Below are 25,290 nucleotides of genomic sequence, written 5' to 3' on the forward strand. Positions count from 1 at the left end.
TTCAGATCAGCGGTGTCACTCCCCCTGAGAATCCCCTGTGGAAGCGCGCTTGCTGGCGAACGCGGTGGGCCAATCAAACTTCATGCGTCTGGGAAACCGCCTTCGCGAGCAAGCCCGCTCCCTCCGTTGAACGGTGCAAATGCCCGGAAATACAGGAACGACCATTCGCGCCGCGCATGGAGCAGTTATTTCCCGGCAGTGCCATTAGAATGCTGCCATCGGCTCATCTGCCAACGGAACCGCCCATGCCGCACAGATCTGCGCTGTACTCACAACGCTCGCTGGTCCTGATACTGGTCGCTCTGCTCGGCACCGGCTTCCTCGCCACCTCGTTACTCAGCTATTACGCCTCGCGGGCGTCGATCCGCGACAGCATCATCAACACCGAACTGCCGCTGACGTCCGACACGGTCTATTCGGAAATCCAGAAAGACCTCGTCAGACCGATCCTGATTTCCTCGATGATGTCGCGCGACACCTTCATGCGCGACTGGGTGGTGAACGGCGAAAAAGATCCGGTGCAGATGACCCGTTACCTCGACGAGGTCATGACGCATTACGGTGCATACACCGCGTTCTTCGTCTCCAACAGCAGCCACACCTACTACCACGCCAAAGGGGTGCTCAAGCAGGTCCGAGTCGATGAACCGCGCGACGCCTGGTACTTTCGTGTACGTGACATGAAAGATCCCTACGAGATTAACGTCGACCCGGATCTGGCCAACAAGGACAACCTGACCTTCTTCATCAACTACAAGGTCTACGACTACGACAACCGCTTCATCGGCGCGGCCGGCGTGGGCCTGACAGTGGACGCGGTGATCAAACTGATCGACAAATACCAGCAGCGTTATCAACGCAGTGTGTACTTCGTCGATGGCTTCGGGCGACTGGTGCTCACCGGCGCCAGCGGTGGACCGGAAGGTGCGCATATCGGCCAGAGCCTCGGCGAACTCACCAACATGAAAAGCCTGGTCAGCCAATTGCCCAAACCACACAGCGGCAGCTACGAATATTCCGCGCAGGGCCAGGGGCATTTCCTCAACGTGCGTTACATCCCGGAGCTGCACTGGTATCTGTTTGTCGACAAACGCGAGGACGGCGCGCTCAGTGATATCCGCCAGTCGCTGTACCTCAACCTGCTGATCTGCCTGCTGGTGACGCTGGGCGTGCTGGCCCTGCTCAATCGGGTGATCCGGCGTTATCAGCGCAAGATTCAGACGCAGGCCACGCTCGACAGCCTCACTGAATTGCCGAATCGCCGTGGCTTCGACCTGCTCGCCGTACAGGCCCTGCACGAAGCGCAGCGCGAGTCGAAACCCCTGACAGCGCTGTTGCTCGACCTTGATCACTTCAAAACATTGAACGACACCTACGGGCACATGGCCGGCGATCAGGTGCTGATCGGGTTTGCCCGGGATCTGCAAAGTTGCCTGCGCCATTCCGACATTGTCTGCCGTTGGGGCGGTGAGGAATTTATCGTATTGCTGAAGGACACCGACGGCGACACCGCTCAGAAGATTGCCGAGAAGATCCGCCGACACGTCGAACAACAGGTGTATTCCTACGATGGCCACAGCCTGAGTCTGACCGTGAGCATCGGCGCCACCACCCTGCAAGCGGATGACACCTTGCACACGCTGCTGTCCCGGGCCGATCATGCAATGTACCGGGCCAAACGAACCGGCCGTAACCGCACCTGCGTGGAAATGCCTTACTCGACTTATGCCTGAATCCGACATTAAACCCGACCTCTGCCCGGCCTGCGGCGCGCGCAACGACTGCACCCTGGCCGACCCGCGCACTGCCGACCAGGCCTGCTGGTGCTATGGCGTGAGCATCGACCCGGCAGTGCTCGAAGCGCTGCCGGCCGAACTGCGCAATCAATCCTGCCTGTGCCCGCGCTGCGCTCAGGTCGAAGCGCAACTGCAAGCAGCGGCGCGGCCAATCCCGTAAGATGCGCGGCCCTTTGTCCGCCGATTCCTGACCATGCGCGTCGACCGCTTTCTCAGCAACCTGCCCCGCTACAACCGTCAACAGGTTCGCCTGTTGCTGGTGGAAAAGCGCGTGCGGATCGACGGAAAAGTCGTCAGCGACCCGCTCAGCGAGGTGCTGGAATTCAGCCGCGTCGAAGTCGACGAAGAAGTCCTGCAACTCGGCAAACCGGCACGCTACTTCATGCTGCACAAGCCGCCGGGTTGCGTCAGCGCCACCCGCGATCCGCAGCACCCGACCGTGCTGGATCTGATCCATGAACCGGACAGGGACGATTTGCACATCGCCGGTCGTCTGGACTTCAACACCACCGGGCTGATGCTGATCACCAACGATGGCAGCTGGTCGCGGCGCCTGACCCAGCCGCAAACCAAATTGCCGAAAGTCTATTACGTCGAGACCGAACAGGAGATCGGGCCGGAGTATGCAGTCACGTTTGCCGAGGGCATTTACTTCGCCTTCGAAAACCTGACCACGCAACCGGCGCAGCTCGAAGTGCTCGGCCCGAGAGTGGCGCGCCTGAGCATCGTCGAGGGTCGTTACCATCAGGTGAAGCGCATGTTTGGTCACTTCAACAACAAAGTCTTGCGCCTGCACCGCGAATCCATGGGTCCGCTGTTGCTCGATAACGCGCTAAAACCGGGCGAGTACCGCGCTTTGCGCACCGAAGAGATCCATTTGTTCTAAGCCGCCGACCGCTCAGCAGAAGTTGTCGAACAATTTACCAACGGCACTTGCGCGATTCCTCTCCCACTGCTTGAATCAGGACGTCGGCCAAATTGTGACCGATGAGTCACGCCATACATCAAAGCAACCTTTTTGCCGGTAGAGAGCCTCAAAGGCTCCACCTCCCCCGGCAGACTGCCCGCCAATAATAATACCCGTCGACCTGCCGTTCCGGATCGACATGGGCCCCAAACTCCAGGCGTATGCCTACCTGTCACAAAGCTCGTGCAATCTCTATTTGCGCGCATACCCGCTTGCTTGCCAGGAGTCTTATGACATGAGGCCAGAAATCGCTGTGCTGGATATACAGGGTCAGTATCGGGTTTACACGGAGTTCTATCGCGCAGACGCCGCAGAAAAGACCATCATTCTGGTCAACGGCTCGATGGCCACGACTGCGTCGTTTGCTCAAACCGTGAAAAATCTGCACCCGCAATTCAACGTGGTTTGCTACGACCAGCCCTACGCGGGCAGGTCAAAAATCCACAACCGCCACGAGAAACATCTGACGAAGGAAGTCGAAGGGCAGATCCTGCTGGAGCTGATCGACCACTTCGGCGCCGAACACGTGCTGTCGTTTTCCTGGGGTGGTGCGGCCACCCTGGTTGCCTTGGCCCACCAGCCGCGGCGCATCGAAAAAGCCGTGATCAGTTCGTTCTCGCCGGTGATCAACGCGCACATGCTGGATTACCTGGAGCGCGGTGTCGATTACCTCGGCCAGCGCGATGGCGACCGCGTCGGGCATCTGGTCAACAACACCATCGGCAAACACCTGCCGTCACTGTTCAAACGCTTCAACTATCGCCACGTCAGCAGCCTGGCCGAGCACGAATACGGGCAGATGCACTTCCACATCAACGACGTGTTGCACAGCGATCGTCAGTGCTATCTGAATGCGGCGAAAAAGATCAACGTGCCGGTGCTGTTCCTCAACGGCGAATGGGATGAGTACACCGCCGCCGAAGACGCACGGATATTTGGCAACCACGTGGCACAAAGCACCTTCACCACGCTGCAGGCCACCGGGCATTTTCTCGACATGGAGCACAAGGCTGCATGCCGCGATAGCCAGAACGCCCTGCTCGGTTTCCTGAAACCGTCACAACAGTCGAGTCGAACGCGTTACTCGTTCGTCCAGGATCACCATGCACTGGCCATTTGAAGAAGGGTCGTCGCGAGCGAGTCTGCGGGGCTGAAAAATCAGCGCTGATTACCTGCAGATTCGCCCGTGAATGACCGTTTTCAATGCTGTAACGCGCTGCGAACAAAAGAAAAACTTCAAATCCGCGCCCGACTCTGGTACAAAGTCAGCCGCTCTGAGCGGGTATAGTTTAGTGGCAAAACGAAAGCTTCCCAAGCTTTAGTTGAGGGTTCGATTCCCTCTACCCGCTCCACTCAATCAGGTCTCACGTCGTGTTATGACGGGGGATGCAGGAACAGAAAAACCGGCCTAAAGGGCCGGTTTTTTTGTGTCCGGGATTTGCCACATTGGTTCGTAAAGGCCTGCAACATACCCGTCGCCTCCACTTCACGCCCCAGCCTAGACTGGTTCTTGCCACTGACTCGGACAAAGGAAAATGACCGCTCGGTGGTTATGGTGTTGATCAAAAAAAATCCGTAGTTATAGTACCCACCAAGCACACCACAAGGAGGTGTTGTGAATAGCCGCTTTCTAATCGGTCAACTCGTCGCAGACGGCTGGTATCTGGTGCGGGTCAGAGGCAGTCACCATCACTTTAAACATCCCATAAAGTCTGGACTGGTGACCGTGCCGCATCCGAAGAAGGACCTGCTGAAAAAAACGGCCATCAGCATTTTGAAACAAGCACTGCTTTGATTCACTCCGCCGAGAGCGTCCAGGAGGACCACGAACATGCTTTACCCAATCGCAATTTCAATAGGTGATGAAGAACACGCCTGGGGGGTGGAAGTACCAGACATTCCCGGCTGTTTTTCTGCCGGCGATGATATGGATGATGCCGTCGCAATGGCTCGCGAAGCCATTGAGGGGCATTTCGAAATTCTGGCCGAGGACTGTGCGCCGATCCCGCCAGCCAGCAAGCTTGGCGTGCACGTCGCAAACCCGCAGTACGCCGGCTGTGCCTGGGCAGTAGTTGATATTGACGTCACCAAATACCTCGGCAAAGCGCAGAAACTCAATATCACACTGCCCGGCTATCTGCTCAACCGCATTGATGAATACGTGCTTCATCACCCGGAAGAGAAAAGCCGTTCGGGGTTTCTCGCTTCGGCAGCGTTGAAGGTCTTGCAGCAAGGTTGAATGCAAATCCGGCCCTCCGCTAGCATTTCCCCATCACCCACCACCCTCCCCCTGCGCGGCCATCGACGAATACGCGTTTTGACTTTCGAGGGACTCCATGGCGCGGCCACTGTGCCGCTGATGACCGAACTCAAAAGAGCACTTCCCCCATGACGCAAAACATTTACGACGACCCGGAATTTTTCCACGGTTACAGCCAGATGAACCGCTCCATCGGCGGCCTCGATGCCGCGCCGGAGTGGCCGGCGCTCAAGGCGTTGCTGCCATCGCTGCACGACTTGAATGTGGTCGACCTCGGCTGCGGCTATGGCTGGTTCAGCCGCTGGGCCAGTGAGCACGGCGCCGCCCATGTGCTGGGGCTGGATGTCTCGGAAAAGATGCTGGAACGTGCGCGCGAAACCACCACGGCGGCGAACATCCGCTACGAACGCGCCGACCTTGAACAACTCGACCTGCCGGCCTGCAGCTTCGATCTGGCCTACAGCTCGCTGGCGCTGCATTACATCAAGGACCTGCCAGGGCTGTTCGCTCATCTGTACGCAGCGCTGAAACCGGGTTCGCATTTTGTGTTTTCCATCGAACACCCGATCTTCATGGCCCCGCGCAATCCAGGCTGGCTGGTCGACAGCAACGGACGCAAGCGCTGGCCGCTGGACAGTTATCAACTGGAAGGCGAACGGGTGACCAACTGGCTGGCCGACGGTGTGATCAAGCAGCACCGCACGATGGGCACACTGTTGAATTCGTTGATCGCGGCGGGTTTTGCCATTCGCCATGTCAACGAATGGGGGCCAAGCGATGCAGAAGTGGCCGCGCAACCGGCGCTGGCTGAAGAGCGGGAGCGGCCGATGATGATGTTGGTGGCGGTGCAGCGCTAACACGCGGCATATACGTTGTGGCGAGGGAACTTGCTCCCGCTGGGGCGCGAAGCGCACCGAAGATCCTGGGCCTGCTTCGCAGTCCAGCGGGAGCAAGCTCCCTCGCCACAGAATTGGTGTTTGCCTTTAGCGAGTCGCGACGATAAACAGCCGCGGAAACGGCAACAGCACCGAACCATCCGGTAACGCCGGATAAGCCTCGGCAACCGCCGCCAGATACTGCTGCAGATATTGCGCCCGCTCCTCTGCAGTCAGCGGATTCAAGAACGGAATCAAACCACTGCCCTTGAACCACTCCACCACCCCCGCCGCCCCGCCCGGCAGTTGATGGTGATAAGTCGTGCGCCACACATCGACCCGCGAACAGTGCGGACGTAACATCGAGAAATACTCGCTGGCACTCGCCATCTCGGTGCGCTGCCCGGCGGCGCCAGCCAGCTTCGCGGCCCAAGGGCCCTTGGCGGCGACTTCGCGCATCAGTCGATGGGAAGGCTCGTTGAGGTTGTCCGGCATCTGGATCGCCAGACTGCCACCGTCCGAAAGCTTACCCACCAGCGCCGGCAACAACGTCGCGTGATCCGGCAACCACTGCAGCACTGCGTTGGCGAAGATCACATCGAACGGCCCTTGATCCGCCCAACTATTGATTTCCGCGACCTCGAACTGCAACTGCGGCAGGCGCTTGCGCGCGGCGGCGATCATGTCTGCCGAGCTGTCCAGACCCAGAACCTGCGCCGACTCAAATCGCTGCACCAACAGCTCGGTGGAGTTACCCGGGCCGCAACCGATATCTACCACTGATCGCGCCTGAACCGTGGGAATCGCCGCCAGCAGATCACGGGCCGGGCGGGTGCGTTCATCTTCGAAAGCGACGTATTGTTTGGCGGACCAACTCATTGCGTTCTCCTGTCGGGACATTCCTGCGGTTCGTCACAATACAGGCAGCGCTGCGGGCAGTTCCAGAGAGGCGTATTGCAAAGGGTGTCTGTTTGCTCGCAATGATTGGCAGGTTTCATTTGTAAGTAGAATTTTCATCGCGCCCCGGATGTCTGAACTTCAAGCTCTCCCAATAAGGAACACCGCAATGAAATTCGCAAAAATCTCCCAGACCCTGGCCCTCTGGGCCGGCAGCCCGAAAACCTTCATGGGCGCATTGATCCTGATTTTTCTGTGGGGGTTGAGTGGGCCGATTTTTCATTTCAACGACACTTGGCAACTGATCATCAACACCTCGACCACGATCATCACCTTTCTGATGGTGTTTCTGATCCAGAACACGCAGAACCGCGATACCGACATCCTGCATCTGAAGCTTGATGAGTTGTTGCGGGTGAACAAGGAAGCGCAGAACGCGATGCTCGGGCTGGAATCGCTGGACCTCAAGCAACTGGAGGCGCTGCGCAAGCACTACCGTAGCCTGGGGGAAAGCGAGGTGTTCAATCTCGATGGGCTGGGGGAGAAGAGCAAGCCGAAGCAGGATTTGAATGACTGCTAAGTAAAGTTAAAAAATCAAAAGATCGCAGCCTGCGGCAGCTCCTACATTTATTGGTGTAGGAGCTGCCGCAGGCTGCGATCTTTTGATTTGCAGGCGGGATCAGCGGCTGGCTTGCAGCGCCCGGGCCATCTCCAGATGGCTTTGCAGCTTGGGCAGTGTCTCGTCGGCAAAGGCCTTGATTTCCGGCACGTCGGTAGACTGCGCTTCCTGCTGGATCTGCTGGATGGCCTCTTCGGTCGCTTTCACCTGGCTCGCTGCGTAGGCCTGATCGAAGGTTTCGCCGTCTTTGACCTGCGGGATCATGGTCTTGGCCTTGTCGGCGATTTCTTCACGTGGCGCGACCGGCAGGTCGAGTTTCTTCGCGATCTTCGCCAGATGCTGGTTGGCCGTGGTGCGGTCATTGATCACGACGATCGTGTAATCCTTGACCTCTTTGGATTCGGATTTCTGGTGCGCCAGACGACTGGCTTCGATGTCGGCCATGCCTTTGGCGGACGCATCGTTGATGAAATCGGCAGGCGACTGGGCGAAGGCACTGCCAGCGAACAATCCCAACAATGTGGCAAAACTGAAACGACGTATCTGGGTGGCCATCCGGCTCATGGTCGCGCCCTCCTTCTGTGCAAATTTAAGCGGGAGCTTGCGCCCCCGCCTCTCAATCAAAACTACCTCACCGACTACTTCGACTTCTGCGCAGGCTTGCGGCCCATTTCGGTTTTCGCAGGCTCTTTGTCGACTGTCGTGGTGGTGGTTTTCCCACCTTTGCGACCGGCTTCAGAGGCCTTGGTTCGATCGTTGGCGAAGTTTCCCGAGTTCGAGTTTCTTGAATTAGGCATGATTCTCTTCCTCTTGGTGTTGATCGTTGGCGAGCAGGTGCCCGCCTAGATTGAGAATTGCCGGACCGATAAAGGTTTAGAAAAGTTGCCCGCGCCGCGACGAACGGCACGCAGTTTTTCAGATATCCACCGCCCGATGATTGAGGCGTTTGGCGGCGTACATTGCCTGATCGGCATGTCGGAACAATTGCTGTTCCTCGCGGCCATGCTCGGGGTAACGGGCCACGCCGATACTCGGCTCGATGTGCAGGTTGTGGCCGTCCAGGCGCATCGGCTGCACCAGCACCTGGCGGATTTTTCCGGCCACGATGTCGGCATCTTCAGCGGCGTGAACGCTGTGCAGCAGCACCACAAACTCGTCGCCACCGATGCGCGCCACGGTGTCGGTATCGCGTACGCAGCCCTTGAGCCGACTGGCCACCGTTTGCAACAGCATGTCGCCGACCGCATGGCCAAAGGTGTCGTTGACCTGCTTGAAGCGATCCAGGTCGACGTACAGCAGCGCCAGGTTTCCCGATGCTTGGCGGGCACCGGCCAGCGCAGCCTTGAGGCGGTCTTTGAGCAACCCGCGATTGGGCAACTGGGTCAGTTGGTCGTACTGCGCCATGCGCTTGAGCCGTGCGTGCAGTTGTTGGCGCTCGATGGCCGTCGCGACCTGGGCGCAGACGTATTGCAGCAGTTCCTTGTCCTGTTCGGTATAACGCGCGTCGCCCGGCAGGCTTTTGACGATCAGCGCGCCGATGGTGCCGTTTTTTGAATTCAACGGCACACCGAGCCAGCACGGTGAATCCTGCCCCGCCACCAGTGCCGCAAAGTGGGGTGAGGCGTCGGGGCTGTCCGGCGTCAGCAGAATCGGCTGACCGCTGCGGATGACCTCCGCACACAGGCGCCCGGTGACGGTGCCCGGTTGCTCGGGCTGCAATTCGTGGTCGTCGACGTGATAGGGAAAATTCAGCTGCGCACAATGCTCGTCGTACAGCGCCACGGAGAAATTCAGCGCCGGCAGCCATTCGCCGATGATCAGGTGAATGCGTTTGAACAGCGCCAGCAAGTCTTCAGCGACATGCGCCGCTTCGGAAATCGCATACAGCGCAGCCTGACGCGATTCCGCCTGCTTGCGCTCGGTGATGTCGCGGGCCACGGCGATGCGCAATTGATCGACCTCCGACCAGCGCGCCGACCAGAGGATATTCACGATGCGCCCATCCTTGCGCACGTAACGGTTTTCGAAATTGTGCTTGGGTTCGCCGCCCATGATGTCGTTGGCCGCCGCCAAGGTGCGCTGACGGTCTGCCGGGTGGACCAGCTCGATCATTTGCCGACCGATCAACTCATCCGGCGTGTAGCCGAAAATACGCTCGCAGGCGGCGCTGACAAAAACGAAACGACCCTGCTTGTCGACAGCGCACACTGCGTCCAGCAACAGGTCGATGAAACTCGCCAACGGCGCGGAATTTCGGCTTTCCATGGTTCTGCGTGGGTGTCCGGACAATGCAGCACTGTTCAACCATCCCTGACCCTTTGCTCACGCATCCCTGCACATTTTTTCAAGCCTTGTTCGGCAGCAGTCCCGGCAGCGCATGCACCAGCGCGTTGACGGCAAATCCGATGAACATCACGCCACACAACCGGGTGATCAGCAGCTCGTGGCGCTGATACAGCGTGCGCACTCGTCGGGCGCCAACCACGCCGATCAGGATAGCGTAGGCCAGCAAACCGCCGAGGAAGCTCAAGGCGATCAGCGCCGGCAGCATCGACCAGTTGAGCAGTTCGGCGCGGCTCGACAGCAGCGCGGTAAAGGTCGCGACCGCCACCGGATACGCCTTGGGATTGGTCAGGCCGAACAGGATGCCGTGCCAGAACGGCTGACGCGCCGCACCCTGGGGTTGATCTTCGCTGCGCCGTTTGGCCCGCACTGCGCGCCAGCCCAGCCAAAACAGGTACAAGCCACTGAGCACGCCCAGCACATCGAACGCAGTGCTGCCGATCTCCCGGGCACCGACGATGGCGATCAGCGCGGTGCTGCACCAGACCACATCACCGAGCAGGTGCCCGCAAAGAAACCCCGCCCCGGCCCGGCGCCCATGCGCCGCGCCAATGCCGAACACCGCCAGCACGCCCGGCCCTGGCGTGATGCCGTAGATGAAACCCGAGGCCAGAACGGCCATTAACAGCGATGGAGTCATGGAAAACCTGCCGGCGCCAGTACAAATGATGGCCAGTCTATATCAGCCGATAGCGTCTGATCATGACGCGTCGTAAAAACGCATGCCCGAGTACGGTTTCAACCGACAGGCTGCCAGTCGCGACGCGAGATCACCGACGTGTGCTTCCAGCTTGTGGCCATCGGGATCAAGAAAGTAGAACGACGCACCTTCGCTGCGGTTGTCCCGCCATTCCCGCACATTCGCTGCTTTCAGCTGGTGCACGAACGGCAGGAAATCCGCCTCAGCGAGGCTGAACGCATAATGGGTGTAGTCGACAGACGGCTCAGCGCTGCGCTGCGCATCCAGCGACAGACATAACCACAACCCCGGCAGCGACAGATAGGCACCGGTGTCCCATGTGGCATCGACGCGCAGACCCAACACTTCGCGATAGAACGCCAGGCTGCGGGGCAAATCGCGGACGGCGAGCGTCAGGTGGTTGAGGCCGGTGAGCATGGGTCAGTAACCTCTGAGGTCTTCAGGGACGTTGTACTGCTGGCCATCGTAAGTCAGGGTGAGCTGTTTTTTCTTCAAATCGGTGTTTGTCGAAACGCACTGATTGCCGGACTTGGTGTTTTTCAGTTTGCTGCCGGTGGTGGTGACGATCAGATCGGCGAAACCATTGTGGCTTGTTGGAGCGATCTCGAGGGTCCTGCGGATTTTTTTGCTGTAGCCCTCGCAGTCATTCACGAACTCACCGTTGTCCTTGAAGACCACCAGGCCTTCAAGCACCGGACGTAACTCGTCCCCCTCGCGAACATACAGCGCCAGATCGGTTTTTTCGTAGGGAATGGCATGGGAACTGTGAACGAACTTCGCGCGCAGACCAAAAGCGCGGATATCCGGCGTCAAACGGTAGCGCGCCGTGTCGATGCGCACATCATCCAGGCGCACGGCATCAGAGTTGTAGGCGCCCGGTTTATGGTAGGTGGCGATCGGTTTGGCGTTGCTCGCATTGAGCAGCGCCAGCTCCAGATCGAACGCCCCGGCATCGTCGCCAGCGGCGTCGGCAAGATAGGTGGACTTGACCGAAATCGCCTGACTCGGGAAGGCCAGCCAGACGTTGCAGCGCGACATGGATTTGCCGTCGAAACTCTTTGTGGTGCAGGCCGCGTGGGCGTGGGGGGTGATGGCCAGGAATGCAAAAGCCAGGATGAAGGTGTTTCTGCAGGTCATGGTTCTTCCTTGATAAAAGTCTTGTGCGAAGCCTTTAGACGAATGGCAGGCTGGGTCAAGTATGACGCTGTAGTATGTTGCACTACAAACCACTACACCGAGATCATCATGTCCGTCATGTCTTTGCGGCTTCCCGACGAAATTGCAGATACGCTGGCCAACCTCGCTAAAGCGACCGGGCGCAGCAAGTCCTATCTGGCAGTCGATGCATTGCGCGAATACCTGGCGCGTGAAGCCTGGCAAATCGAAGAAATCAACAAAGCGCTGAACGAAGCCGATGCCGGTGATTTCGCTTCTGCCGATGACGTCAGGGCGATCGCCGACAAATGGAATGCCAATGCGCGTTGAGTGGCTGCGTACCGCACTAAGGAATCTCGATGACGAAGCGGCCTACATCGCGATTGAAAATCCGCAGGCAGCCTCAGAGTTTGTTCAAGCCATTCTCGACTGCGTCGATCACCTTGCCCGCTTTCCTGCCTCCGGGCGCGAGGGACGTTTGCCCGGAACCAGAGAATGGTCGCTCCCTGATCGCCCCTATCTGATTCCGTACCGGGTTCGTCAGGGCCGGCTTCAGGTTCTGCGCGTTTTTCATACTCGCAGGCTTGCTCCGCGCACTTGGTAGCGCACTCTCAATCACGGATCCCGGATCGTTCTATCCCCTCCTCAATCCTGCGATTCAACCAGTTCAACGCCTGATCCCCGCCTCGCCGTTTGTGCCACGCCAGCACAAAGGTGAACGGCGCAATCTCGAACGGTGGCGGCAGCACAATCAGTTCCTGCTGATCAATCTCGCGCACGCTGCGTGACGACACGGTGAGAATCAAATCCGTACCGCTGATCAACTGCGGCGCGACGTTCCAGTGCGGCAGGCTGATGGCGACGCGGCGGCGTTCGCGCAATGAGGTCAGCGCCCGTTCGATTTCCGGGGTGCCGCTGCCGCGCATTTCCAGCAACACGTGCGGGCGGGACAGGTAGGTCGGCAAATCCAGTACGCCGTCGGCCGGCAAGCTGCGGCGATCCAGCAGGCAGACGTAGCGTTCTTCGAACAGCACGCTACTGCGCAATTCGTTGGGCATTTCCGGGAACACCCCGGCGGCTACGTCGATGTCGCCGTTGAGCACACCTTCGAGCATGCCCTCGCGGCTGGCGTGGCTGATTTGCAGGTCGATGCCCGGCGCTTCGCGGCGCAGGGTGCGGATCAGCCTGGGCAGGATGATGGCCGCGCCGTAGTCGGACATCGCCACGCGAAAAGTCCGTCGCGCAGTGGCCGGATCGAAAGTGTTCGGCGCCAGCAGCGACTGCACTTGGGCCAACACTTCTGCGAGCGGCGCGGCCATTTCCAGCGCCCGTGCCGTGGGCACCAGCGTCGAACCGGCGCGCACCAGCAGCGGATCACCAAGCAAGTCGCGCAGACGCGCCAGCGCATGGCTGACCGCCGGTTGACTCAGGTGCAGGCGCTCGGCGGCGCGGGTGACATGTTGCTCGCTGAGCAAGGCGTCGAGGACCACCAGCAGGTTGAGATCGATACGGCGCAGATCATTCATCTTGTGCATGTTCTGGATGACAAAACGGAATTTAAATCTGCGCGACGAATACCCTAGAGTCCAGTAAAACCTGTAGGAGTTTGATCATGAGTACGTTGCATTGGGCCGGTTTGTTGCTGCTGGCCGCGTTCGCCGGCGCGGTGGTGCCGTTTCAGAGTGCCATCAACAGCAATCTGGCGCGCGGACTCGGCCATCCGCTTTGGGCGACGCTGGCCTCGTTGCTGGTGAGTGTGCTGGTGCTGTTGCCGGTGATTCTGGCGTTACGCCTGCCGCTGCCATCGTTAGGGTTTATCAGCAAGGCGCCGTTGTGGATGTGGGCTGGCGGTGCGTTTGGCGTGTGTTTTGTGGCGCTGGCGGTGATGTTGCTGCCCAGGCTCGGCGCGTCCGGGTTTGTTGCGCTGGCGTTGGCCGGGCAGGTGATTGCTTCGATGCTGCTCGATCACTTCGGGCTGTTTGGATTGGTGGAGAAGCAACTGACGATGTCGCGGGTGTTGGGCGCGTTGCTGCTGATTGGCGGGGTGGTGTTGATTCAGTTTAATGGGGTGTTTGAGAGGAATGTCGCAGCGGTTGGCTGATGTGAGAACGCATGTTTTTGTGGCGTTGACGAGTCCCTCTTCGCGAGCAAGCCCGCTCCCACAGTTGATCGCATTTCAACTGTGGGAGCGGGCTTGCTCGCGAAGGGGCCAGTGAGCTCGGCTAAAAATATCAGGACGGCGCCTCTCAAAACGCGTTACGGAATATCTCCTCGATCTGCCGCTGATCCGCCGCTCGTGGGTTGGTCAGGCCGCACGCATCTTTCAGCGCGTTGCTGGCAAGCACCGGGATGTCGCTGAGCCTGGCGCCGAGTTCGCGCAGGCCGCCGGGAATCTCGACGTCTTTGGCCAGGCTACGGATCGCGTTGATCGCCGCCTGGGCGCCCTCCTCCGGGCTGAAGCCACGAATGTCCGCGCCCATGGCGTGGGCGACGTCAGTCAGGCGTTCGGCACAGACCAACGCGTTGAAGGTCTGCACGTGCGGCAGCAACACGGCGTTGCACACGCCATGGGGCAAGTCGTAGAAACCGCCCAACTGGTGGGCCATGGCGTGCACGTAGCCGAGCGATGCGTTGTTGAACGCCATGCCGGCGAGGAACTGCGCGTAGGCCATGTTCTCTCGCGCCGCGAGGTCGCTGCCGTCGCGCACGACCAGACGCAGGTTGTTGCTGATCAGGGTCATGGCCTTCAGCGCACAGGCGTCGGTGATCGGGTTGGCGGCAGTCGAGACGTAGGCTTCGATGGCGTGGGTCAGCGCGTCCATACCGGTGGCGGCGGTCAGGCTTTTCGGCATGGCGACCATCAGCGCCGGGTCGTTGACCGACAGCAGCGGCGTGACGTTGCGGTCGACGATGGCCATTTTCACGTGACGGGATTCGTCGGTGATGATGCAGAAACGAGTCATCTCGCTGGCGGTGCCGGCGGTGGTATTGATGGCGATCAGCGGCAACTGCGGCTGGCTCGATTGATCGACACCTTCGTAATCGCGGATTTGCCCGCCGTTGGTCGCGCACAGGGCGATGCCCTTGGCGCAGTCATGGGGCGAACCGCCGCCCAGCGACACCACGAAATCGCAGCGACTGTCTTTGAGCAGCGCCAGTCCGGCCTCGACGTTGGCGATGCTCGGGTTCGGTTTGGCACCGTAGAAGATCACCGAGTCGATGTCCTGCATCGCCAGTTTCTCGGCGATCATGGCCGCCACGCCGGCCTTGGCCAGCCCCGCGTCGGTGACGATCAGCGCCTTGCGAAAACCGTAGTTGCGGATCGCAAGCATGGCCTCGTCGAGGCATCCGTTGCCCATGATGTTTACCGCCGGAATGAAAAAGGTGCTGCTCATGCGCGTCTCCTGACTGGGGCCGAATCGACTGCACCGATCCGGCGGATGTGCACAGGATCGACCGATCGGTCACGGTCGATGTTGATCTGGCTCAATGCCCGCTCGTGATAAAGTCGCCGTCCATCAGCCCCTATGTTTTGAGATGTGCCAAGCAATGAGCGATTTTCTGGATGTCAATGCCACCCTCGAAGACTGGAACGCCCTGCGCGCCAGCGCTGACTTCAACGGTCTGCTGGTAGGCAATGGCGCCAGCCGCGCGGTGTGGGACGATTTCGGCTACGACTCGCTGTTCGAAAACGCGCGCACTGTGGAAGAGAAACCGCTGAGCCCGTCGGAACTGAGTGTGTTCGATGCGATGCAGACGCGCAGCTTCGAACAGGTACTCGGTGCGCTGAAAACCACCAGCCGGGTCAACAAGGCGCTGGCGGTCAGCTCGGCCGCACCGCGCAATCGCTACTACGCGATCAAGGAAGCGCTGATCAACACCGTGCACGCGGTGCACATTCCCTGGCGACTGGTGCAGGCCTCGACCCTGGCCATGCTCAACGAAGAACTGGCGCGTTATCGCACGGTGTTCACCACCAATTACGACCTGCTGAGCTATTGGGCGATCCAGCACCGCAGCGAGACCATCGACGACCTGTTCAACGGCCCCGACGCCAGTTTTGATCTGAGCGCAAGCGCCAGCGCCAAACCGCGTCTGCTGTACTTGCACGGTGGTCTGCACCTGGTGCGCAATCAGGACGGCACCGCGCGCAAACTGACCTCGACCGAGGGCACCCTGCTCGGCAGTTTCGCGATCAACAACACGATCAAGACGCTGGACGACGTGCCGCTGTTCGTCAACGAAGGACCGAGCGCGGACAAGCTCAAGACCATCCGCAGTTCGGATTATCTGTCGTTCTGCTATGAGCAGCTATTGGGGCACGCGCAGAACCTGTGCATCTTCGGGCATGCGCTGGGCGAACAGGATGCTCACATCGTGAGGGCCTTGCGCCTGGCGAAACCGGCGAGTGTGGCGATCTCGATTTATCCGCGCAGTGCGGCGTTCATTCAGCATCAGAAACGCCATTACGCGAAGGTGTTTGAGGGTACCGGGGTTGTGTTGCGGTTCTTTGATGCGAAGACGCATGCGTTGGGCAATCCGAAGCTTTCGGTGCCGGTCGAGATTTAAAGCAAGATCAAAAGATCGCAGCCTGCGGCAGCTCCTACAGATATCGGTGTAGGAGCTGCCGCAGGCTGCGATCTTTTGATTTTAAGGTTCATTCTTCCGAGCTGTGCACCACCACCAGCAACTGCGCCTGCACCTCGCCCACCGATCTGATCCGGTGTGGTTTCTGCGCATTGAAATGCAGCGCATCGCCGCGTTCGAGCAACACCCGCTCGTTCATGAAATCCACTTCCACCTGCCCTTCGTGGACGAACAGAAACTCCTCGCCCAAGTGCTCCTTGAAGGTCTTGTCGGTGAATTCGCGCGGCGGGTAGATGATGAATGGCAACAGGTTGCGTTCGCTGACCTGATGCGCCAGCACCGCATACCCCGGGCTCTGATCGTTGGCCGCCAGTGACTGGCGCTCATGGCTGCGCACCAGGCTGTAACTGTCGAGGCTGACGTTGTCTTCGGAGAACAATTCCTCGACCTTCACGTTCAGCGCCTTCGCCAGTTTCAGCGCGGCCGCAATCGACGGGGTGTTCAACCCGCGCTCTACTTTCGACAGATAACTCTTGGTCATGCCGGATTTTTCCGCCAGTGCTTCAAGCGTTACGCCAAGTTTTTTTCTCAATAATTTCAAACGGATAGACATGCGCAGCAGTTATTCCATCAAGGAAACGACAATTCATGCTTGCCTATGACACTTTGTGTCATATAGGCTCTTTCGTGTCATTTGCAATCACCCAAAGGACACAGACATGGCCAAGACATTAGCACTACCCAAAGCGCAACTGGTCAAGCAAGCACTGACCCAGATGCAAAACACCCTGGCGGATAATACGTGGACTGACCGGCAAAAGCTGGCGCTGACCTGCCGGATCCTGTTCGAGAGCGGGCATGACTCCGGTCTGGCCGGACAAATCACCGCCCGTGGCCCGCAACCGGGGACCTATTACACTCAGCAACTGGGCCTGGGTTTCGATGAAATCACCGCGAGCAATCTGCTGCTGGTCAATGAAGACCTGGAAGTGCTCGAAGGTCACGGCATGGCCAACCCGGCCAACCGTTTCCACAGCTGGGTCTACCGTGCCCGGCCGGACGTGAACTGCATCATCCACACCCACCCGACGCACATTGCCGCGCTGTCGATGCTGGAAGTGCCGCTGCAGATTTCCCACATGGACCTGTGCCCGCTGTACGAGGACTGTGCGTTTCTCGAAGGCTGGCCGGGGGTGCCGGTGGGCAACGAAGAAGGCGAACTGATCGCCGGTGCCCTGGGCGAAAAACGCGCGATCCTGTTGTCGCACCACGGCCAGCTGTCGACTGGCAGCACGATCGAAGAGGCCTGTGTCATCGCCCAACTGATCGAGCGCGCCGCCAGACTTCAGTTGCTGGCAATGGCCGCCGGGACGATCAAGCCGATCATCCCGCAACTGGGTCGCGAGGCCCATGACTGGGTGTCGAAACCCAAGCGCCACGCCGCCGCTTTCAACTACTACGCCCGGCAGAACCTGCGCCAGCACGCCGATTGCCTGAACTGATTTCAGCTTTTTCCGGAGACTCATCATGTCCAACATTCACGGCATCATCGGCTACACCATCACCCCGTTCGACGCCCATGGCGAAGGCCTTGATCTAGCCGCGCTGGGCCAATCCATTGATCGTCTGATCGACAGCGGCGTCCACGCCATCGCCCCGCTGGGCAGCACTGGCGAAGGCGCTTACCTAAGCGACGCCGAGTGGGATCAGGTTGCCGAGTTCAGCATCAAACACGTGGCCAAACGGGTGCCGACCATCGTCAGCGTCTCCGACCTGACCACCGCCAACGCCGTGCGCCGCGCGCGCTTCGCCGAAGCCCATGGTGCCGACGTGGTGATGGTGTTGCCGGCCTCGTACTGGAAGCTCAGCGAAGCGGAAATCCTCACGCATTACCGCGCCATCGGCGACAGCATCGGCGTGCCGATCATGCTCTACAACAACCCGGCCACCAGCGGCACCGACATGTCGGTCGAGCTGATTCTGCGCATCGTCAATGGCGTGGAAAACGTGACCATGGTCAAGGAAAGCACCGGCGATATTCAGCGTATGCACAAGCTGCAATTGCTCGGCGAGGGTCAGGTGCCGTTCTACAACGGCTGCAACCCGCTGGCACTGGAAGCGTTTGCCGCCGGGGCCAAGGGCTGGTGCACCGCCGCGCCGAACCTGATCCCGCAACTGAATCTGGATCTGTACGCGGCAACGCTTGCCGGCGATCTGCAGCGGGCGCGGGAGTTGTTCTACCGCCAGTTGCCGCTGCTGGATTTCATCCTCAAGGGCGGTTTGCCGGCGACGATCAAGGCCGGATTGCGTGAAACCGGGCTGGAGGTGGGTAATCCGCGATTGCCGGTGTTTCCGTTGAGTGAGACCGGGCGAGGTCAGCTACAAGCGATCCTCAAGACCCTGCGCTAATCCATCCGGCAATACGCAAAACTCAATGTGGGAGCGGGCTTGCTCGCGAAGGCGGTGGATCAGTCACCGGATATGCCGTCTGACACGACGCCTTCGCGAGCAAGCCCGCTCCCACATTTTTGGTCTTCAGTGTTTTTCAGAGCACCGGCAAGGTCTTGTCCTTGATCACCTTGCTCGGGCCGTTGGCCTTGACGCTGGCGATGCCTTTGGCACACGCGGCGTCGGAAGAGTACGACTCGCTGCTGCCGATGATCTGGTGGTTGGCGGCCTTGAGGTTGAAGTATGGGTGGCCATCCTTCGTCGATTTCTTCTCGTAGCGCTCATCCAGCGGGCTATTGGTCTGCACCGAAGCAATGCCGTTGTCGGCAGCCGCGCGGGTGGTGTAGAGCTCGCTGGTGAGAATGGTTTCGGCGTTGGCGGCCTTCAGTACAAACCTGAATTGGCCGTTGCTGCTTTTGCTCACTTCGTACCATCCGGACATGCTCGATTCTCCTTGGCGGTTGAGAGGTTTTGCGCTTCAGAGTAAAGACCAGCTCCACAACTCTGTCGCCTGTCCCGGCCTCTTCGCGAGCAAGCCCGCTCCCACATTGGAGACTGTGCTCTGTGGAGATCTACTGTGGGAGCGGGCTTGCTCGCGAAAGGGTCAACCCGCAATCGGCTACTTCACCCCCGCCCGCACCACCGACAACTCCGGCGCACTCACCCGCCGCTGACTCAGATACCGCGTACAACTCACCCGCAAAAACGAAGCAAAATTCACCACTTCCCCGCGATAGTCCATCACCTCCTCATACAGCTTGGCGATCAACTGGTTGGTGGTCATGCCATCGACGTCGGCGATTTCGCTGAGGATGTCCCAGAACTGGTTTTCCAGGCGCAGCGTCGTCACCACGCCGCAGATGCGCAGCGAGCGCGAGCGGGATTCGTAGAGAATAGGGTCGGCCTTGACGTAGAGCTCGCACATCGGCGAATCCTCGTTACAGGGTGATCTTGGTGCCGAGCAGGCCGAGAAACCCGGCCAGCCAGTTCGGGTGCGCCGGCCATGCTGGCGCAGTCGCCAGATTGCCTTGAACGTGGCCGTCGGTCACCGGGATGTCGATGAACGTGCCGCCCGCCAGTCGCACTTCCGGGGCGCAGGCCGGGTAGGCGCTGCATTCGCGACCTTCGAGCACGCCGGCCGCCGCCAGCAATTGCGCACCGTGGCAGACCGCGGCAATCGGCTTGCCGGCCTTGTCGAAGGCGCGCACCAGTTGCAGGACTTTCTCGTTCAGGCGCAGGTACTCCGGCGCACGTCCGCCGGGGATCAGCAGTGCGTCGTAATCGGCCTCGGCGACCTTGGCGAAGTCGAAGTTGAGCGCGAACAGGTGACCGGGTTTCTCGCTGTAGGTCTGATCGCCTTCGAAGTCATGGATCGCGGTGCGCACGGTCTTGCCCGCAGCTTTGTCCGGGCACACCGCATGCACGGTGTGACCGACCATTTGCAGGGCCTGGAACGGCACCATCACTTCGTAGTCTTCGACGTAGTCGCCAACCAGCATCAGGATTTTTTTCGCGGCCATGGGGTGGACTCCTCTGGGGAAAGGGCTTGCAGGAGTATTCAAGGTAGACCTTATCCGTTCGGGCGGGTAACAACCGGCTACTACACCTCCCCGCCTTTGTGGCGAGGGAGCTTGCTCCCGCTCGACTGCGCAGCAGGCGCAAAACCTGTTTGCACAGTTTTCCTGAAAAAAGCGGGGGCCGCTTCGCAGCCCAGCGGGAGCAAGCTCCCTCGCCACAGGGATCCAACTGTATGGATAACTCTTTGCTTGGCTGTACCAGCCCGAATGCCCCGGCTTATGGCTTGATTAAGGCAATCCCCTGCCACCTTCTATTCTGGTTCTCATCATGTCCTCGCGCGAAAACACCGGCATGGCCCTCGGCCTGCTCGGGGTTGTGATTTTCAGCCTGACCCTGCCCTTCACCCGCATCGTGGTGCAGGAACTGCATCCGCTGCTCAACGGCCTCGGCCGCGCGCTGTTTGCGGCGGTTCCGGCGGCGGCGCTGTTGTTGTGGCGACGCGAGAAGTGGCCGAGCTGGCAGCAAGTCAAAGGCCTGAGCCTGGTGATCGCCGGGGTGATCCTCGGCTTTCCGGTGCTGTCGGCGTGGGCCATGCAGACCTTGCCGGCGTCCCACGGCGCGTTGGTCAACGGGTTGCAGCCGCTGTGCGTGGCGCTGTATGCCACGTGGCTGTCCCACGAGCGTCCGTCAAAAGCCTTCTGGGCCTGCGCCGCACTGGGCAGTGCGCTGGTGCTCGGTTATGCGCTTTACACCGGTGCCGGGAGCATTCAGGCCGGTGACTTGCTGATGCTCGGCGCGATTGCCGTGGGCGGTCTGGGGTATGCCGAGGGTGGCCGGTTGGCCAAGGAAATGGGCGGCTGGCAGGTGATCTGCTGGGCGCTGGTGCTGTCGACGCCGCTGCTGATCGGCCCGGTGTGGTACCTGGCGCTGCAGCATCACGGCGCGGTGTCGACCAAGACCTGGTGGGCGTTCGGCTACGTGGCGCTGTTCTCGCAGTTTCTCGGCTTCTTCGCCTGGTACGCCGGGCTGGCGATGGGCGGGATTGCGCGGGTCAGTCAGATCCAGTTGCTGCAGATCTTTTTCACCATCGCGTTTTCGGCGCTGTTCTTTGGTGAACATGTCGAGCCGATCACCTGGGTGTTTGCCTGTGGTGTGATTGCGACCGTGATGCTCGGGCGCAAGACCGCCGTGCGCCCCGCTCAACCGGCCACGGCATGACCACCGCCCCTCGGATGGCGAGTACATAACCCTGTAGGAGCTGCGGCACGCTGCGATCTTTTGATGTTGCTTTTAAAGATCAAAAGATCGCAGCGTGCCGCAGCTCCTACAGGGTTTCGTGTCGGATCGGTATCAGGGTGTCAGACGAGAAAGCCATCGGCGCGCAGCAGGGTTTCCAGACAGTGCTCGCTGATGTTGTAGAAGTCCTTGAGCTGCTGAATCTTCACCAGCAGTTGCGCCGGATCCACCGGCTCGGCGCGTTTCACCGCGAGGATCATCTTGTTCTTGTTGGTGTGTTCCAGCGAGATGAACTCGAACACTTTGGTCTCGTAACCACAGGCTTCGAGGAACAGCGCACGCAGGCTGTCGGTGACCATTTCCGCCTGTTGCCCCAGGTGCAAACCGTATTGCAGCATCGGCTTGAGCAGCGCCGGGCTCTGGATTTGCAGGCGAATCTGTTTGTGGCAGCACGGCGAGCACATGATGATCGACGCACCGGAGCGGATGCCGGTGTGAATCGCGTAGTCGGTGGCGATGTCGCAGGCATGCAGGGCGATCATCACGTCCAGTTCGCTCGGCGCCACGCTGCGTACGTCACCGCACTTGAACACCAGCCCCGGGTGCTCCAGTTTCGCTGCTGCTGCATTGCACAGGTTGACCATTTCTTCGCGCAACTCGACGCCGGTGACTTCGCCTTCGGCCTTGAGCGTGTTGCGCAGGTAATCGTGAATCGCGAACGTCAGGTAGCCCTTGCCCGAACCGAAATCCGCCACCCGCACCGGTTTGTCCAGCGCCAGCGGTGACGAGGTCAGGGCGTGGCTGAAGACTTCGATGAACTTGTTGATCTGCTTCCACTTGCGCGACATCGCCGGGATCAGCTCGTGCTGCGCGTTGGTCACGCCCAGGTCCTTGAGGAACGGCCGGCTCAGGTCGAGAAAGCGGTTTTTCTCGCGGTTGTGCTCGGCAGACGGCGCTTCACGCAATTGCTGAGGTTTGCTCTTGAACAGCGAAGACTTGCCCTTTTTGCTGTATTCGAGCTGAGCTTCGTCGGTCACGGTCAGCAAATGCGCATTCTTGAACGCCGCCGGCAACAGCTCGGCAATCACCGCCACGCCTTCGCTCAGCGGCAGGTTTTTGGTGATATCACGGGTCTTGTAGCGATAGACGAACGACAGGTTGGGCTGCGTCTTGACTGTCACCGCTTTGATGATGACCCGCTGCAGATCCGCCTCTTCCCCCACGTACTTGGCCAGCACCAGCTTGATGAAGCCGTTCTGTTCGAGGCTGGTTTGCAGCAGCTCGATGAACTGGGCGTGATGATCGGGCGCCGATTTGGCGGACGGCGCGGATGGGGCGGTAACGGACATGAACAAACGGCCTCGGGCGGGGCGAAACGGGAATGGCGGGTATTTTAGGGGGGATGGGGGTTGGGGACACGTTCTTATTTACCCAACGGCACAACAACCCAGTACACCTGGGCTTCTGTGGCGAGGGAGCTTGCTCCCGCTCGGCTGCGCAGCAGTCGTTAAAACAGGCGACTACTTACTCCAGACAAACCGCGTTTACCGGGTTCAGGGCCGCTTCGCGCCCCAGCGGGAGCAAGCTCCCTCGCCACAGGGGGATGACTGCGCCCAGAGACTCAACCCAACACAACCAACCGATTGGGCAATTCATTGCGTACCTGCGTCACTGGCACATGCACTTTGAGCAGTTCACCACAGGCCTCGATGCAGGTCACGAACCCCTCAAGCGTGCGGCCCTGGCGTACCTGCTCGGTGAACGCGGCGACAATCGCATCCCAGCTGCTGTTGTCCAGCCGCCGGGAAATCCCCTCGTCCACCAGAATCTCCACGTAGCGCTCGGCCTCGCAGACAAAGATCAGCATCCCGGTGCTGCCGACGGTGTGGTGCAGGTTCTGTTCGAGAAACTGCCGCCGCGCCAGGTTCGATGCCCGCCAGTGCCGCACCCGCCGCGGAATCAGATGAGTGGTGATTTTCGGCAGACGAAACAGCAGGCACAGGACGATGAACAGCCCCCACTGCACCAGCAACAGGCTGTGCATGGTCAGCCAGCCGCTCAGGTAATGGACGATGCCCGGCACCAGCAGCGCCAGCAGGCTGGCCCACAGCAGCGGAATGTACGCGTAGTCATCGGCACGGGCCGCCAGCACGGTCACCAGTTCGGCGTCGGTGTCGCGCTCGACCCGGGCGATCGCCTCGGCGACTTTGCGTTGTTCGTGTTCGCTCAGTAATGCCATGTCGAAAAATGCCTGATCATTATTGTTGTGTGTTCACCAGCCGCCGGACGAACCGCCGCCGCCGAAACTGCCCCCGCCGCCGCTGAAGCCTCCGCCTCCGCCTCCGCCACCGCCGCCAAATCCACCACCGCCGAAACCGCCCCCGCCTCCGGAGCCGCCACGGCCGGCGGGAAGGATACCGAGCATCTGGCAGACAAACACGGTCAGGATGAACAACACCACCAGAAAAACGAACAACAGCGGATGCCGCGAGACAAAATCGCTCTGCGGATCGCCGCTCGACTCATACACCGTCGACGGCTCGTCCAGCGGATTGCCGCCGAGCACCACCAGCATCGCCGCCACACCGTCGCTGATGCCCTTGCTGAAATTGCCGGCCTTGAACGCCGGGGTGATCACCTGATGGATGATCACCGAAGACTGCGCATCGGTCAGCCGATCCTCCAGTCCGTAACCGACCTCGATGCGCAGTTTGCGCTCGTCACGGGCAACGATCAGCAGCGCGCCGTTGTTCTTGTCTTTCTGGCCGATGCCCCAGTGCCGGCCCAGTTGCACGCCATAATCCTCGATGGTGGTGCCCTGCAGATCAGGCACCGTGACCACCACCAGTTGCTCACCGGTCGCCTGCTCGTGAGCCTGCAATTGTTGGCTCAACTGCGCGCGCACTGCGGGCTCGAGCATCTGCGCCTCGTCCACCACCCGCCCGCTCAGCGCCGGGAACGTCAACTCGGCCCGGGCGCTGAGGGCGAACAGCCACAGCATCAGCACCAGGCCTATCTTCAACACACGCATGGCAACCTCGAATCAGAACTTCACTTCCGGGGCCTTTTCCGCACCGGGGGTGGTGGCTTCGAAGGTTTCGCGAATCGGCAGGTCGCTGTACATCACGCTGTGCCAGAGCCGACCGGGGAAGGTGCGGATCTCGGTGTTGTACTTCTGCACCGCCAGAATGAAATCGCGCCGCGCCACGGCAATCCGGTTTTCCGTGCCTTCAAGCTGCGATTGCAGGGCGAGGAAGTTCTGGTTGGCCTTGAGGTCCGGATAGCGCTCGGAGACCACCATCAGACGGCTGAGCGCACCGCTCAACTGATCCTGGGCCTGCTGGAACTGCTTGAGTTTTTCCGGGTTGTCGAGGGTGCTGGCATCGACCTGGATCGACGTCGCCTTGGCCCGCGCCTCGACCACGGCGGTCAGGGTCGCTTCTTCATGCTTGGCGTAGCCTCTGACGGTCTCCACCAGATTGGGGATCAGGTCAGCACGGCGCTGATACTGGTTCTGGACCTGGCCCCAGGCCGCCTTGGCCTGTTCGTCGAGGGTCGGAATGTTGTTGATGCCGCACGCGGTCAACAGCGTTGCCATCACCAGCAGCGTGGCGACCTGCAAACGCGAGCGGTAGGTTGGACTGACATTCATCACAATGATGCTCCCTGGCGTATTCCATAAAAAACCGACCGTGAAACCTTCTGCATCGACGGTTGGGGCATAATCGGCCACGCCACTGGATTGCATCGGGCCGATGGGCTAAAAAGAGGCCCTGCGCTAACGCTGCCGACGGTCGGTGGGCGTTTTCGGCTCGGTCATTTTGAGCCTGCACCCGAACAACAATAGTCGCTCCCTAACTTTTGGCTGGCCGGCATTGCATTGCCGTTT

32 protein-coding genes and 1 tRNA gene are annotated in these 25,290 nt (G+C 60.1%); 16 read left to right on the plus strand and 17 right to left on the minus strand.

What is annotated here, in order from left to right:
- The first annotated feature begins 245 nt into the window (after positions 1–245).
- From ACIOUG_RS05210 to ACIOUG_RS05245, 8 genes are all read left to right on the plus strand, one after another.
- Entirely contained in the window at positions 246–1,733 is a 1,488-nt protein-coding gene (locus ACIOUG_RS05210) for a diguanylate cyclase (protein ID WP_401063045.1), read from the plus strand.
- On the plus strand, positions 1,726–1,956 hold the full coding sequence (locus tag ACIOUG_RS05215) for a cysteine-rich CWC family protein (protein WP_401063048.1): 231 nt from the start codon (positions 1,726–1,728) through the stop codon (positions 1,954–1,956). Before ACIOUG_RS05210 ends, ACIOUG_RS05215 begins: the two co-directional genes overlap by 8 nt.
- 33 nt (positions 1,957–1,989) lie before the next feature.
- The gene (locus ACIOUG_RS05220; RefSeq protein ID WP_401063051.1) at positions 1,990–2,682 is read left to right on the plus strand and encodes a pseudouridine synthase; all 693 of its coding nucleotides are present in this window, start codon (positions 1,990–1,992) and stop codon (positions 2,680–2,682) included.
- A 316-nt stretch (positions 2,683–2,998) separates the two neighbouring features.
- Positions 2,999–3,883: an alpha/beta fold hydrolase gene (locus ACIOUG_RS05225; protein WP_401063053.1), complete on the plus strand. Its 885-nt coding sequence runs from the start codon at positions 2,999–3,001 to the stop codon at positions 3,881–3,883.
- 158 nt (positions 3,884–4,041) lie between these two features.
- Positions 4,042–4,115: transfer RNA gene (locus ACIOUG_RS05230), tRNA-Gly, on the plus strand.
- A gap of 263 nt (positions 4,116–4,378) precedes the next feature.
- Positions 4,379–4,558 (plus strand): type II toxin-antitoxin system HicA family toxin, encoded by a 180-nt coding sequence (locus tag ACIOUG_RS05235; RefSeq protein WP_401063056.1) that lies wholly within the window; start codon positions 4,379–4,381, stop codon positions 4,556–4,558.
- A 36-nt stretch (positions 4,559–4,594) separates the two neighbouring features.
- Positions 4,595–5,002 carry a type II toxin-antitoxin system HicB family antitoxin gene (locus ACIOUG_RS05240; protein ID WP_401063058.1) on the plus strand — a complete coding sequence of 136 codons (408 nt, stop codon included), beginning with the start codon at positions 4,595–4,597 and terminating at the stop codon, positions 5,000–5,002.
- Between the two features lie 149 nt (positions 5,003–5,151).
- Positions 5,152–5,880 (plus strand): class I SAM-dependent methyltransferase, encoded by a 729-nt coding sequence (locus ACIOUG_RS05245; protein ID WP_401063061.1) that lies wholly within the window; start codon positions 5,152–5,154, stop codon positions 5,878–5,880.
- A gap of 126 nt (positions 5,881–6,006) precedes the next feature.
- Here ACIOUG_RS05245 and tam read toward each other — a convergent pair whose 3' ends face one another.
- Positions 6,007–6,777 (minus strand): trans-aconitate 2-methyltransferase, encoded by a 771-nt coding sequence (gene tam, locus ACIOUG_RS05250; RefSeq protein WP_401063064.1) that lies wholly within the window; start codon positions 6,775–6,777, stop codon positions 6,007–6,009.
- A gap of 187 nt (positions 6,778–6,964) precedes the next feature.
- Between tam and ACIOUG_RS05255 the strand changes: the two genes are divergently transcribed.
- Positions 6,965–7,375 (plus strand): low affinity iron permease family protein, encoded by a 411-nt coding sequence (locus ACIOUG_RS05255; RefSeq protein ID WP_003222503.1) that lies wholly within the window; start codon positions 6,965–6,967, stop codon positions 7,373–7,375.
- 99 nt (positions 7,376–7,474) lie between these two features.
- Here ACIOUG_RS05255 and ACIOUG_RS05260 read toward each other — a convergent pair whose 3' ends face one another.
- The 6 genes from ACIOUG_RS05260 to ACIOUG_RS05285 form a co-directional block, all read right to left on the minus strand.
- Complete coding sequence (locus ACIOUG_RS05260) at positions 7,475–7,978, minus strand: DUF4142 domain-containing protein (protein WP_007963247.1); 504 nt, start codon at positions 7,976–7,978, stop codon at positions 7,475–7,477.
- Between the two features lie 74 nt (positions 7,979–8,052).
- On the minus strand, positions 8,053–8,211 hold the full coding sequence (locus ACIOUG_RS05265; RefSeq protein WP_003222499.1) for a KGG domain-containing protein: 159 nt from the start codon (positions 8,209–8,211) through the stop codon (positions 8,053–8,055).
- A gap of 118 nt (positions 8,212–8,329) precedes the next feature.
- Positions 8,330–9,679, minus strand: coding sequence for a diguanylate cyclase domain-containing protein (locus tag ACIOUG_RS05270; protein WP_401063068.1), 1,350 nt, complete (start codon positions 9,677–9,679; stop codon positions 8,330–8,332).
- 79 nt (positions 9,680–9,758) lie between these two features.
- Positions 9,759–10,397: a LysE family translocator gene (locus tag ACIOUG_RS05275; protein ID WP_401063070.1), complete on the minus strand. Its 639-nt coding sequence runs from the start codon at positions 10,395–10,397 to the stop codon at positions 9,759–9,761.
- Between the two features lie 60 nt (positions 10,398–10,457).
- Positions 10,458–10,874, minus strand: a complete 417-nt coding sequence (gene fos, locus ACIOUG_RS05280; protein ID WP_401063073.1) for a fosfomycin resistance glutathione transferase — start codon at positions 10,872–10,874, stop codon at positions 10,458–10,460.
- A 3-nt stretch (positions 10,875–10,877) separates the two neighbouring features.
- Positions 10,878–11,594 carry a hypothetical protein gene (locus ACIOUG_RS05285; protein WP_401063075.1) on the minus strand — a complete coding sequence of 239 codons (717 nt, stop codon included), beginning with the start codon at positions 11,592–11,594 and terminating at the stop codon, positions 10,878–10,880.
- Positions 11,595–11,702: 108 nt separating this feature from the next.
- Between ACIOUG_RS05285 and ACIOUG_RS05290 the strand changes: the two genes are divergently transcribed.
- Both ACIOUG_RS05290 and ACIOUG_RS05295 read left to right on the plus strand, forming a co-directional pair.
- Entirely contained in the window at positions 11,703–11,942 is a 240-nt protein-coding gene (locus ACIOUG_RS05290) for a CopG family ribbon-helix-helix protein (protein ID WP_401063077.1), read from the plus strand.
- Positions 11,932–12,216, plus strand: coding sequence for a type II toxin-antitoxin system RelE/ParE family toxin (locus ACIOUG_RS05295; RefSeq protein ID WP_401063079.1), 285 nt, complete (start codon positions 11,932–11,934; stop codon positions 12,214–12,216). The genes ACIOUG_RS05290 and ACIOUG_RS05295 overlap by 11 nt, the downstream gene beginning before the upstream one ends.
- 7 nt (positions 12,217–12,223) lie before the next feature.
- Here the strand turns inward: ACIOUG_RS05295 and ACIOUG_RS05300 are convergent, their stop codons facing one another.
- Positions 12,224–13,147: a LysR substrate-binding domain-containing protein gene (locus ACIOUG_RS05300; RefSeq protein ID WP_401063081.1), complete on the minus strand. Its 924-nt coding sequence runs from the start codon at positions 13,145–13,147 to the stop codon at positions 12,224–12,226.
- A 77-nt stretch (positions 13,148–13,224) separates the two neighbouring features.
- Here ACIOUG_RS05300 and ACIOUG_RS05305 point away from each other — a divergent pair, with 77 nt between their 5' ends.
- Positions 13,225–13,713 (plus strand): DMT family transporter, encoded by a 489-nt coding sequence (locus ACIOUG_RS05305; protein WP_401063083.1) that lies wholly within the window; start codon positions 13,225–13,227, stop codon positions 13,711–13,713.
- A gap of 145 nt (positions 13,714–13,858) precedes the next feature.
- Here ACIOUG_RS05305 and yiaY read toward each other — a convergent pair whose 3' ends face one another.
- Positions 13,859–15,007 carry an L-threonine dehydrogenase gene (gene yiaY, locus ACIOUG_RS05310; RefSeq protein WP_401063085.1) on the minus strand — a complete coding sequence of 383 codons (1,149 nt, stop codon included), beginning with the start codon at positions 15,005–15,007 and terminating at the stop codon, positions 13,859–13,861.
- A 154-nt stretch (positions 15,008–15,161) separates the two neighbouring features.
- Here yiaY and ACIOUG_RS05315 point away from each other — a divergent pair, with 154 nt between their 5' ends.
- Positions 15,162–16,181, plus strand: coding sequence for a DUF4917 family protein (locus ACIOUG_RS05315; RefSeq protein WP_401063087.1), 1,020 nt, complete (start codon positions 15,162–15,164; stop codon positions 16,179–16,181).
- Between the two features lie 88 nt (positions 16,182–16,269).
- Here ACIOUG_RS05315 and ACIOUG_RS05320 read toward each other — a convergent pair whose 3' ends face one another.
- Complete coding sequence (locus ACIOUG_RS05320; protein ID WP_027614428.1) at positions 16,270–16,812, minus strand: helix-turn-helix domain-containing protein; 543 nt, start codon at positions 16,810–16,812, stop codon at positions 16,270–16,272.
- Positions 16,813–16,918: 106 nt separating this feature from the next.
- Between ACIOUG_RS05320 and ACIOUG_RS05325 the strand changes: the two genes are divergently transcribed.
- Both ACIOUG_RS05325 and ACIOUG_RS05330 read left to right on the plus strand, forming a co-directional pair.
- Entirely contained in the window at positions 16,919–17,701 is a 783-nt protein-coding gene (locus tag ACIOUG_RS05325; protein ID WP_401063089.1) for an aldolase, read from the plus strand.
- Between the two features lie 22 nt (positions 17,702–17,723).
- Positions 17,724–18,608 carry a dihydrodipicolinate synthase family protein gene (locus tag ACIOUG_RS05330; protein ID WP_401063273.1) on the plus strand — a complete coding sequence of 295 codons (885 nt, stop codon included), beginning with the start codon at positions 17,724–17,726 and terminating at the stop codon, positions 18,606–18,608.
- Between the two features lie 136 nt (positions 18,609–18,744).
- Here the strand turns inward: ACIOUG_RS05330 and ACIOUG_RS05335 are convergent, their stop codons facing one another.
- The 3 genes from ACIOUG_RS05335 to ACIOUG_RS05345 all read right to left on the minus strand — a co-directional run bounded on the left by ACIOUG_RS05335 (position 18,745) and on the right by ACIOUG_RS05345 (position 20,167).
- The gene (locus tag ACIOUG_RS05335; RefSeq protein WP_401063092.1) at positions 18,745–19,089 is read right to left on the minus strand and encodes a YegP family protein; all 345 of its coding nucleotides are present in this window, start codon (positions 19,087–19,089) and stop codon (positions 18,745–18,747) included.
- A 177-nt stretch (positions 19,090–19,266) separates the two neighbouring features.
- On the minus strand, positions 19,267–19,572 hold the full coding sequence (locus ACIOUG_RS05340) for a ribbon-helix-helix domain-containing protein (RefSeq protein WP_401063094.1): 306 nt from the start codon (positions 19,570–19,572) through the stop codon (positions 19,267–19,269).
- Between the two features lie 13 nt (positions 19,573–19,585).
- Entirely contained in the window at positions 19,586–20,167 is a 582-nt protein-coding gene (locus ACIOUG_RS05345; protein ID WP_401063097.1) for a DJ-1/PfpI family protein, read from the minus strand.
- 325 nt (positions 20,168–20,492) lie between these two features.
- On the opposite strand from ACIOUG_RS05345, the gene ACIOUG_RS05350 reads away from it, so the two are divergent.
- Positions 20,493–21,383 carry a DMT family transporter gene (locus tag ACIOUG_RS05350; RefSeq protein WP_401063099.1) on the plus strand — a complete coding sequence of 297 codons (891 nt, stop codon included), beginning with the start codon at positions 20,493–20,495 and terminating at the stop codon, positions 21,381–21,383.
- A gap of 140 nt (positions 21,384–21,523) precedes the next feature.
- On the opposite strand, the gene ACIOUG_RS05355 is transcribed toward ACIOUG_RS05350, so the two are convergent.
- The 4 genes from ACIOUG_RS05355 to ACIOUG_RS05370 form a co-directional block, all read right to left on the minus strand.
- Positions 21,524–22,750 (minus strand): class I SAM-dependent methyltransferase, encoded by a 1,227-nt coding sequence (locus ACIOUG_RS05355; RefSeq protein WP_401063101.1) that lies wholly within the window; start codon positions 22,748–22,750, stop codon positions 21,524–21,526.
- A gap of 272 nt (positions 22,751–23,022) precedes the next feature.
- Entirely contained in the window at positions 23,023–23,640 is a 618-nt protein-coding gene (locus ACIOUG_RS05360) for a TPM domain-containing protein (protein WP_401063103.1), read from the minus strand.
- Positions 23,641–23,673: 33 nt separating this feature from the next.
- Entirely contained in the window at positions 23,674–24,432 is a 759-nt protein-coding gene (locus ACIOUG_RS05365; RefSeq protein ID WP_401063106.1) for a TPM domain-containing protein, read from the minus strand.
- Between the two features lie 12 nt (positions 24,433–24,444).
- The gene (locus ACIOUG_RS05370) at positions 24,445–25,053 is read right to left on the minus strand and encodes a LemA family protein (protein ID WP_226501539.1); all 609 of its coding nucleotides are present in this window, start codon (positions 25,051–25,053) and stop codon (positions 24,445–24,447) included.
- Between the last annotated feature and the right edge of the window lie 237 nt (positions 25,054–25,290).

The sequence above is a fragment of the Pseudomonas sp. NPDC087803 genome (genome assembly GCF_044742995.1).
Lineage (GTDB): Bacteria > Pseudomonadota > Gammaproteobacteria > Pseudomonadales > Pseudomonadaceae > Aquipseudomonas.

Bases quoted from the DNA above. Each gene is read 5' to 3' on its own strand.
- ACIOUG_RS05210 (WP_401063045.1), top strand. From the start codon at position 246: ATGCCGCACAGATCTGCGCTGTACTCACAACGCTCGCTGGTCCTGATA.
- ACIOUG_RS05215 (WP_401063048.1), top strand. From the start codon at position 1,726: ATGCCTGAATCCGACATTAAACCCGACCTCTGCCCGGCCTGCGGCGCG.
- ACIOUG_RS05220 (WP_401063051.1), top strand. From the start codon at position 1,990: ATGCGCGTCGACCGCTTTCTCAGCAACCTGCCCCGCTACAACCGTCAA.
- ACIOUG_RS05225 (WP_401063053.1), top strand. From the start codon at position 2,999: ATGAGGCCAGAAATCGCTGTGCTGGATATACAGGGTCAGTATCGGGTT.
- ACIOUG_RS05240 (WP_401063058.1), top strand. From the start codon at position 4,595: ATGCTTTACCCAATCGCAATTTCAATAGGTGATGAAGAACACGCCTGG.
- ACIOUG_RS05245 (WP_401063061.1), top strand. From the start codon at position 5,152: ATGACGCAAAACATTTACGACGACCCGGAATTTTTCCACGGTTACAGC.
- tam (WP_401063064.1), bottom strand. From the start codon at position 6,777: ATGAGTTGGTCCGCCAAACAATACGTCGCTTTCGAAGATGAACGCACC.
- ACIOUG_RS05255 (WP_003222503.1), top strand. From the start codon at position 6,965: ATGAAATTCGCAAAAATCTCCCAGACCCTGGCCCTCTGGGCCGGCAGC.
- ACIOUG_RS05260 (WP_007963247.1), bottom strand. From the start codon at position 7,978: ATGAGCCGGATGGCCACCCAGATACGTCGTTTCAGTTTTGCCACATTG.
- ACIOUG_RS05265 (WP_003222499.1), bottom strand. From the start codon at position 8,211: ATGCCTAATTCAAGAAACTCGAACTCGGGAAACTTCGCCAACGATCGA.
- ACIOUG_RS05270 (WP_401063068.1), bottom strand. From the start codon at position 9,679: ATGGAAAGCCGAAATTCCGCGCCGTTGGCGAGTTTCATCGACCTGTTG.
- ACIOUG_RS05275 (WP_401063070.1), bottom strand. From the start codon at position 10,397: ATGACTCCATCGCTGTTAATGGCCGTTCTGGCCTCGGGTTTCATCTAC.
- fos (WP_401063073.1), bottom strand. From the start codon at position 10,874: ATGCTCACCGGCCTCAACCACCTGACGCTCGCCGTCCGCGATTTGCCC.
- ACIOUG_RS05285 (WP_401063075.1), bottom strand. From the start codon at position 11,594: ATGACCTGCAGAAACACCTTCATCCTGGCTTTTGCATTCCTGGCCATC.
- ACIOUG_RS05290 (WP_401063077.1), top strand. From the start codon at position 11,703: ATGTCCGTCATGTCTTTGCGGCTTCCCGACGAAATTGCAGATACGCTG.
- ACIOUG_RS05295 (WP_401063079.1), top strand. From the start codon at position 11,932: ATGCGCGTTGAGTGGCTGCGTACCGCACTAAGGAATCTCGATGACGAA.
- ACIOUG_RS05300 (WP_401063081.1), bottom strand. From the start codon at position 13,147: ATGCACAAGATGAATGATCTGCGCCGTATCGATCTCAACCTGCTGGTG.
- ACIOUG_RS05305 (WP_401063083.1), top strand. From the start codon at position 13,225: ATGAGTACGTTGCATTGGGCCGGTTTGTTGCTGCTGGCCGCGTTCGCC.
- yiaY (WP_401063085.1), bottom strand. From the start codon at position 15,007: ATGAGCAGCACCTTTTTCATTCCGGCGGTAAACATCATGGGCAACGGA.
- ACIOUG_RS05315 (WP_401063087.1), top strand. From the start codon at position 15,162: ATGAGCGATTTTCTGGATGTCAATGCCACCCTCGAAGACTGGAACGCC.
- ACIOUG_RS05320 (WP_027614428.1), bottom strand. From the start codon at position 16,812: ATGTCTATCCGTTTGAAATTATTGAGAAAAAAACTTGGCGTAACGCTT.
- ACIOUG_RS05325 (WP_401063089.1), top strand. From the start codon at position 16,919: ATGGCCAAGACATTAGCACTACCCAAAGCGCAACTGGTCAAGCAAGCA.
- ACIOUG_RS05335 (WP_401063092.1), bottom strand. From the start codon at position 19,089: ATGTCCGGATGGTACGAAGTGAGCAAAAGCAGCAACGGCCAATTCAGG.
- ACIOUG_RS05340 (WP_401063094.1), bottom strand. From the start codon at position 19,572: ATGTGCGAGCTCTACGTCAAGGCCGACCCTATTCTCTACGAATCCCGC.
- ACIOUG_RS05345 (WP_401063097.1), bottom strand. From the start codon at position 20,167: ATGGCCGCGAAAAAAATCCTGATGCTGGTTGGCGACTACGTCGAAGAC.
- ACIOUG_RS05350 (WP_401063099.1), top strand. From the start codon at position 20,493: ATGTCCTCGCGCGAAAACACCGGCATGGCCCTCGGCCTGCTCGGGGTT.
- ACIOUG_RS05355 (WP_401063101.1), bottom strand. From the start codon at position 22,750: ATGTCCGTTACCGCCCCATCCGCGCCGTCCGCCAAATCGGCGCCCGAT.
- ACIOUG_RS05360 (WP_401063103.1), bottom strand. From the start codon at position 23,640: ATGGCATTACTGAGCGAACACGAACAACGCAAAGTCGCCGAGGCGATC.
- ACIOUG_RS05365 (WP_401063106.1), bottom strand. From the start codon at position 24,432: ATGCGTGTGTTGAAGATAGGCCTGGTGCTGATGCTGTGGCTGTTCGCC.
- ACIOUG_RS05370 (WP_226501539.1), bottom strand. From the start codon at position 25,053: ATGAATGTCAGTCCAACCTACCGCTCGCGTTTGCAGGTCGCCACGCTG.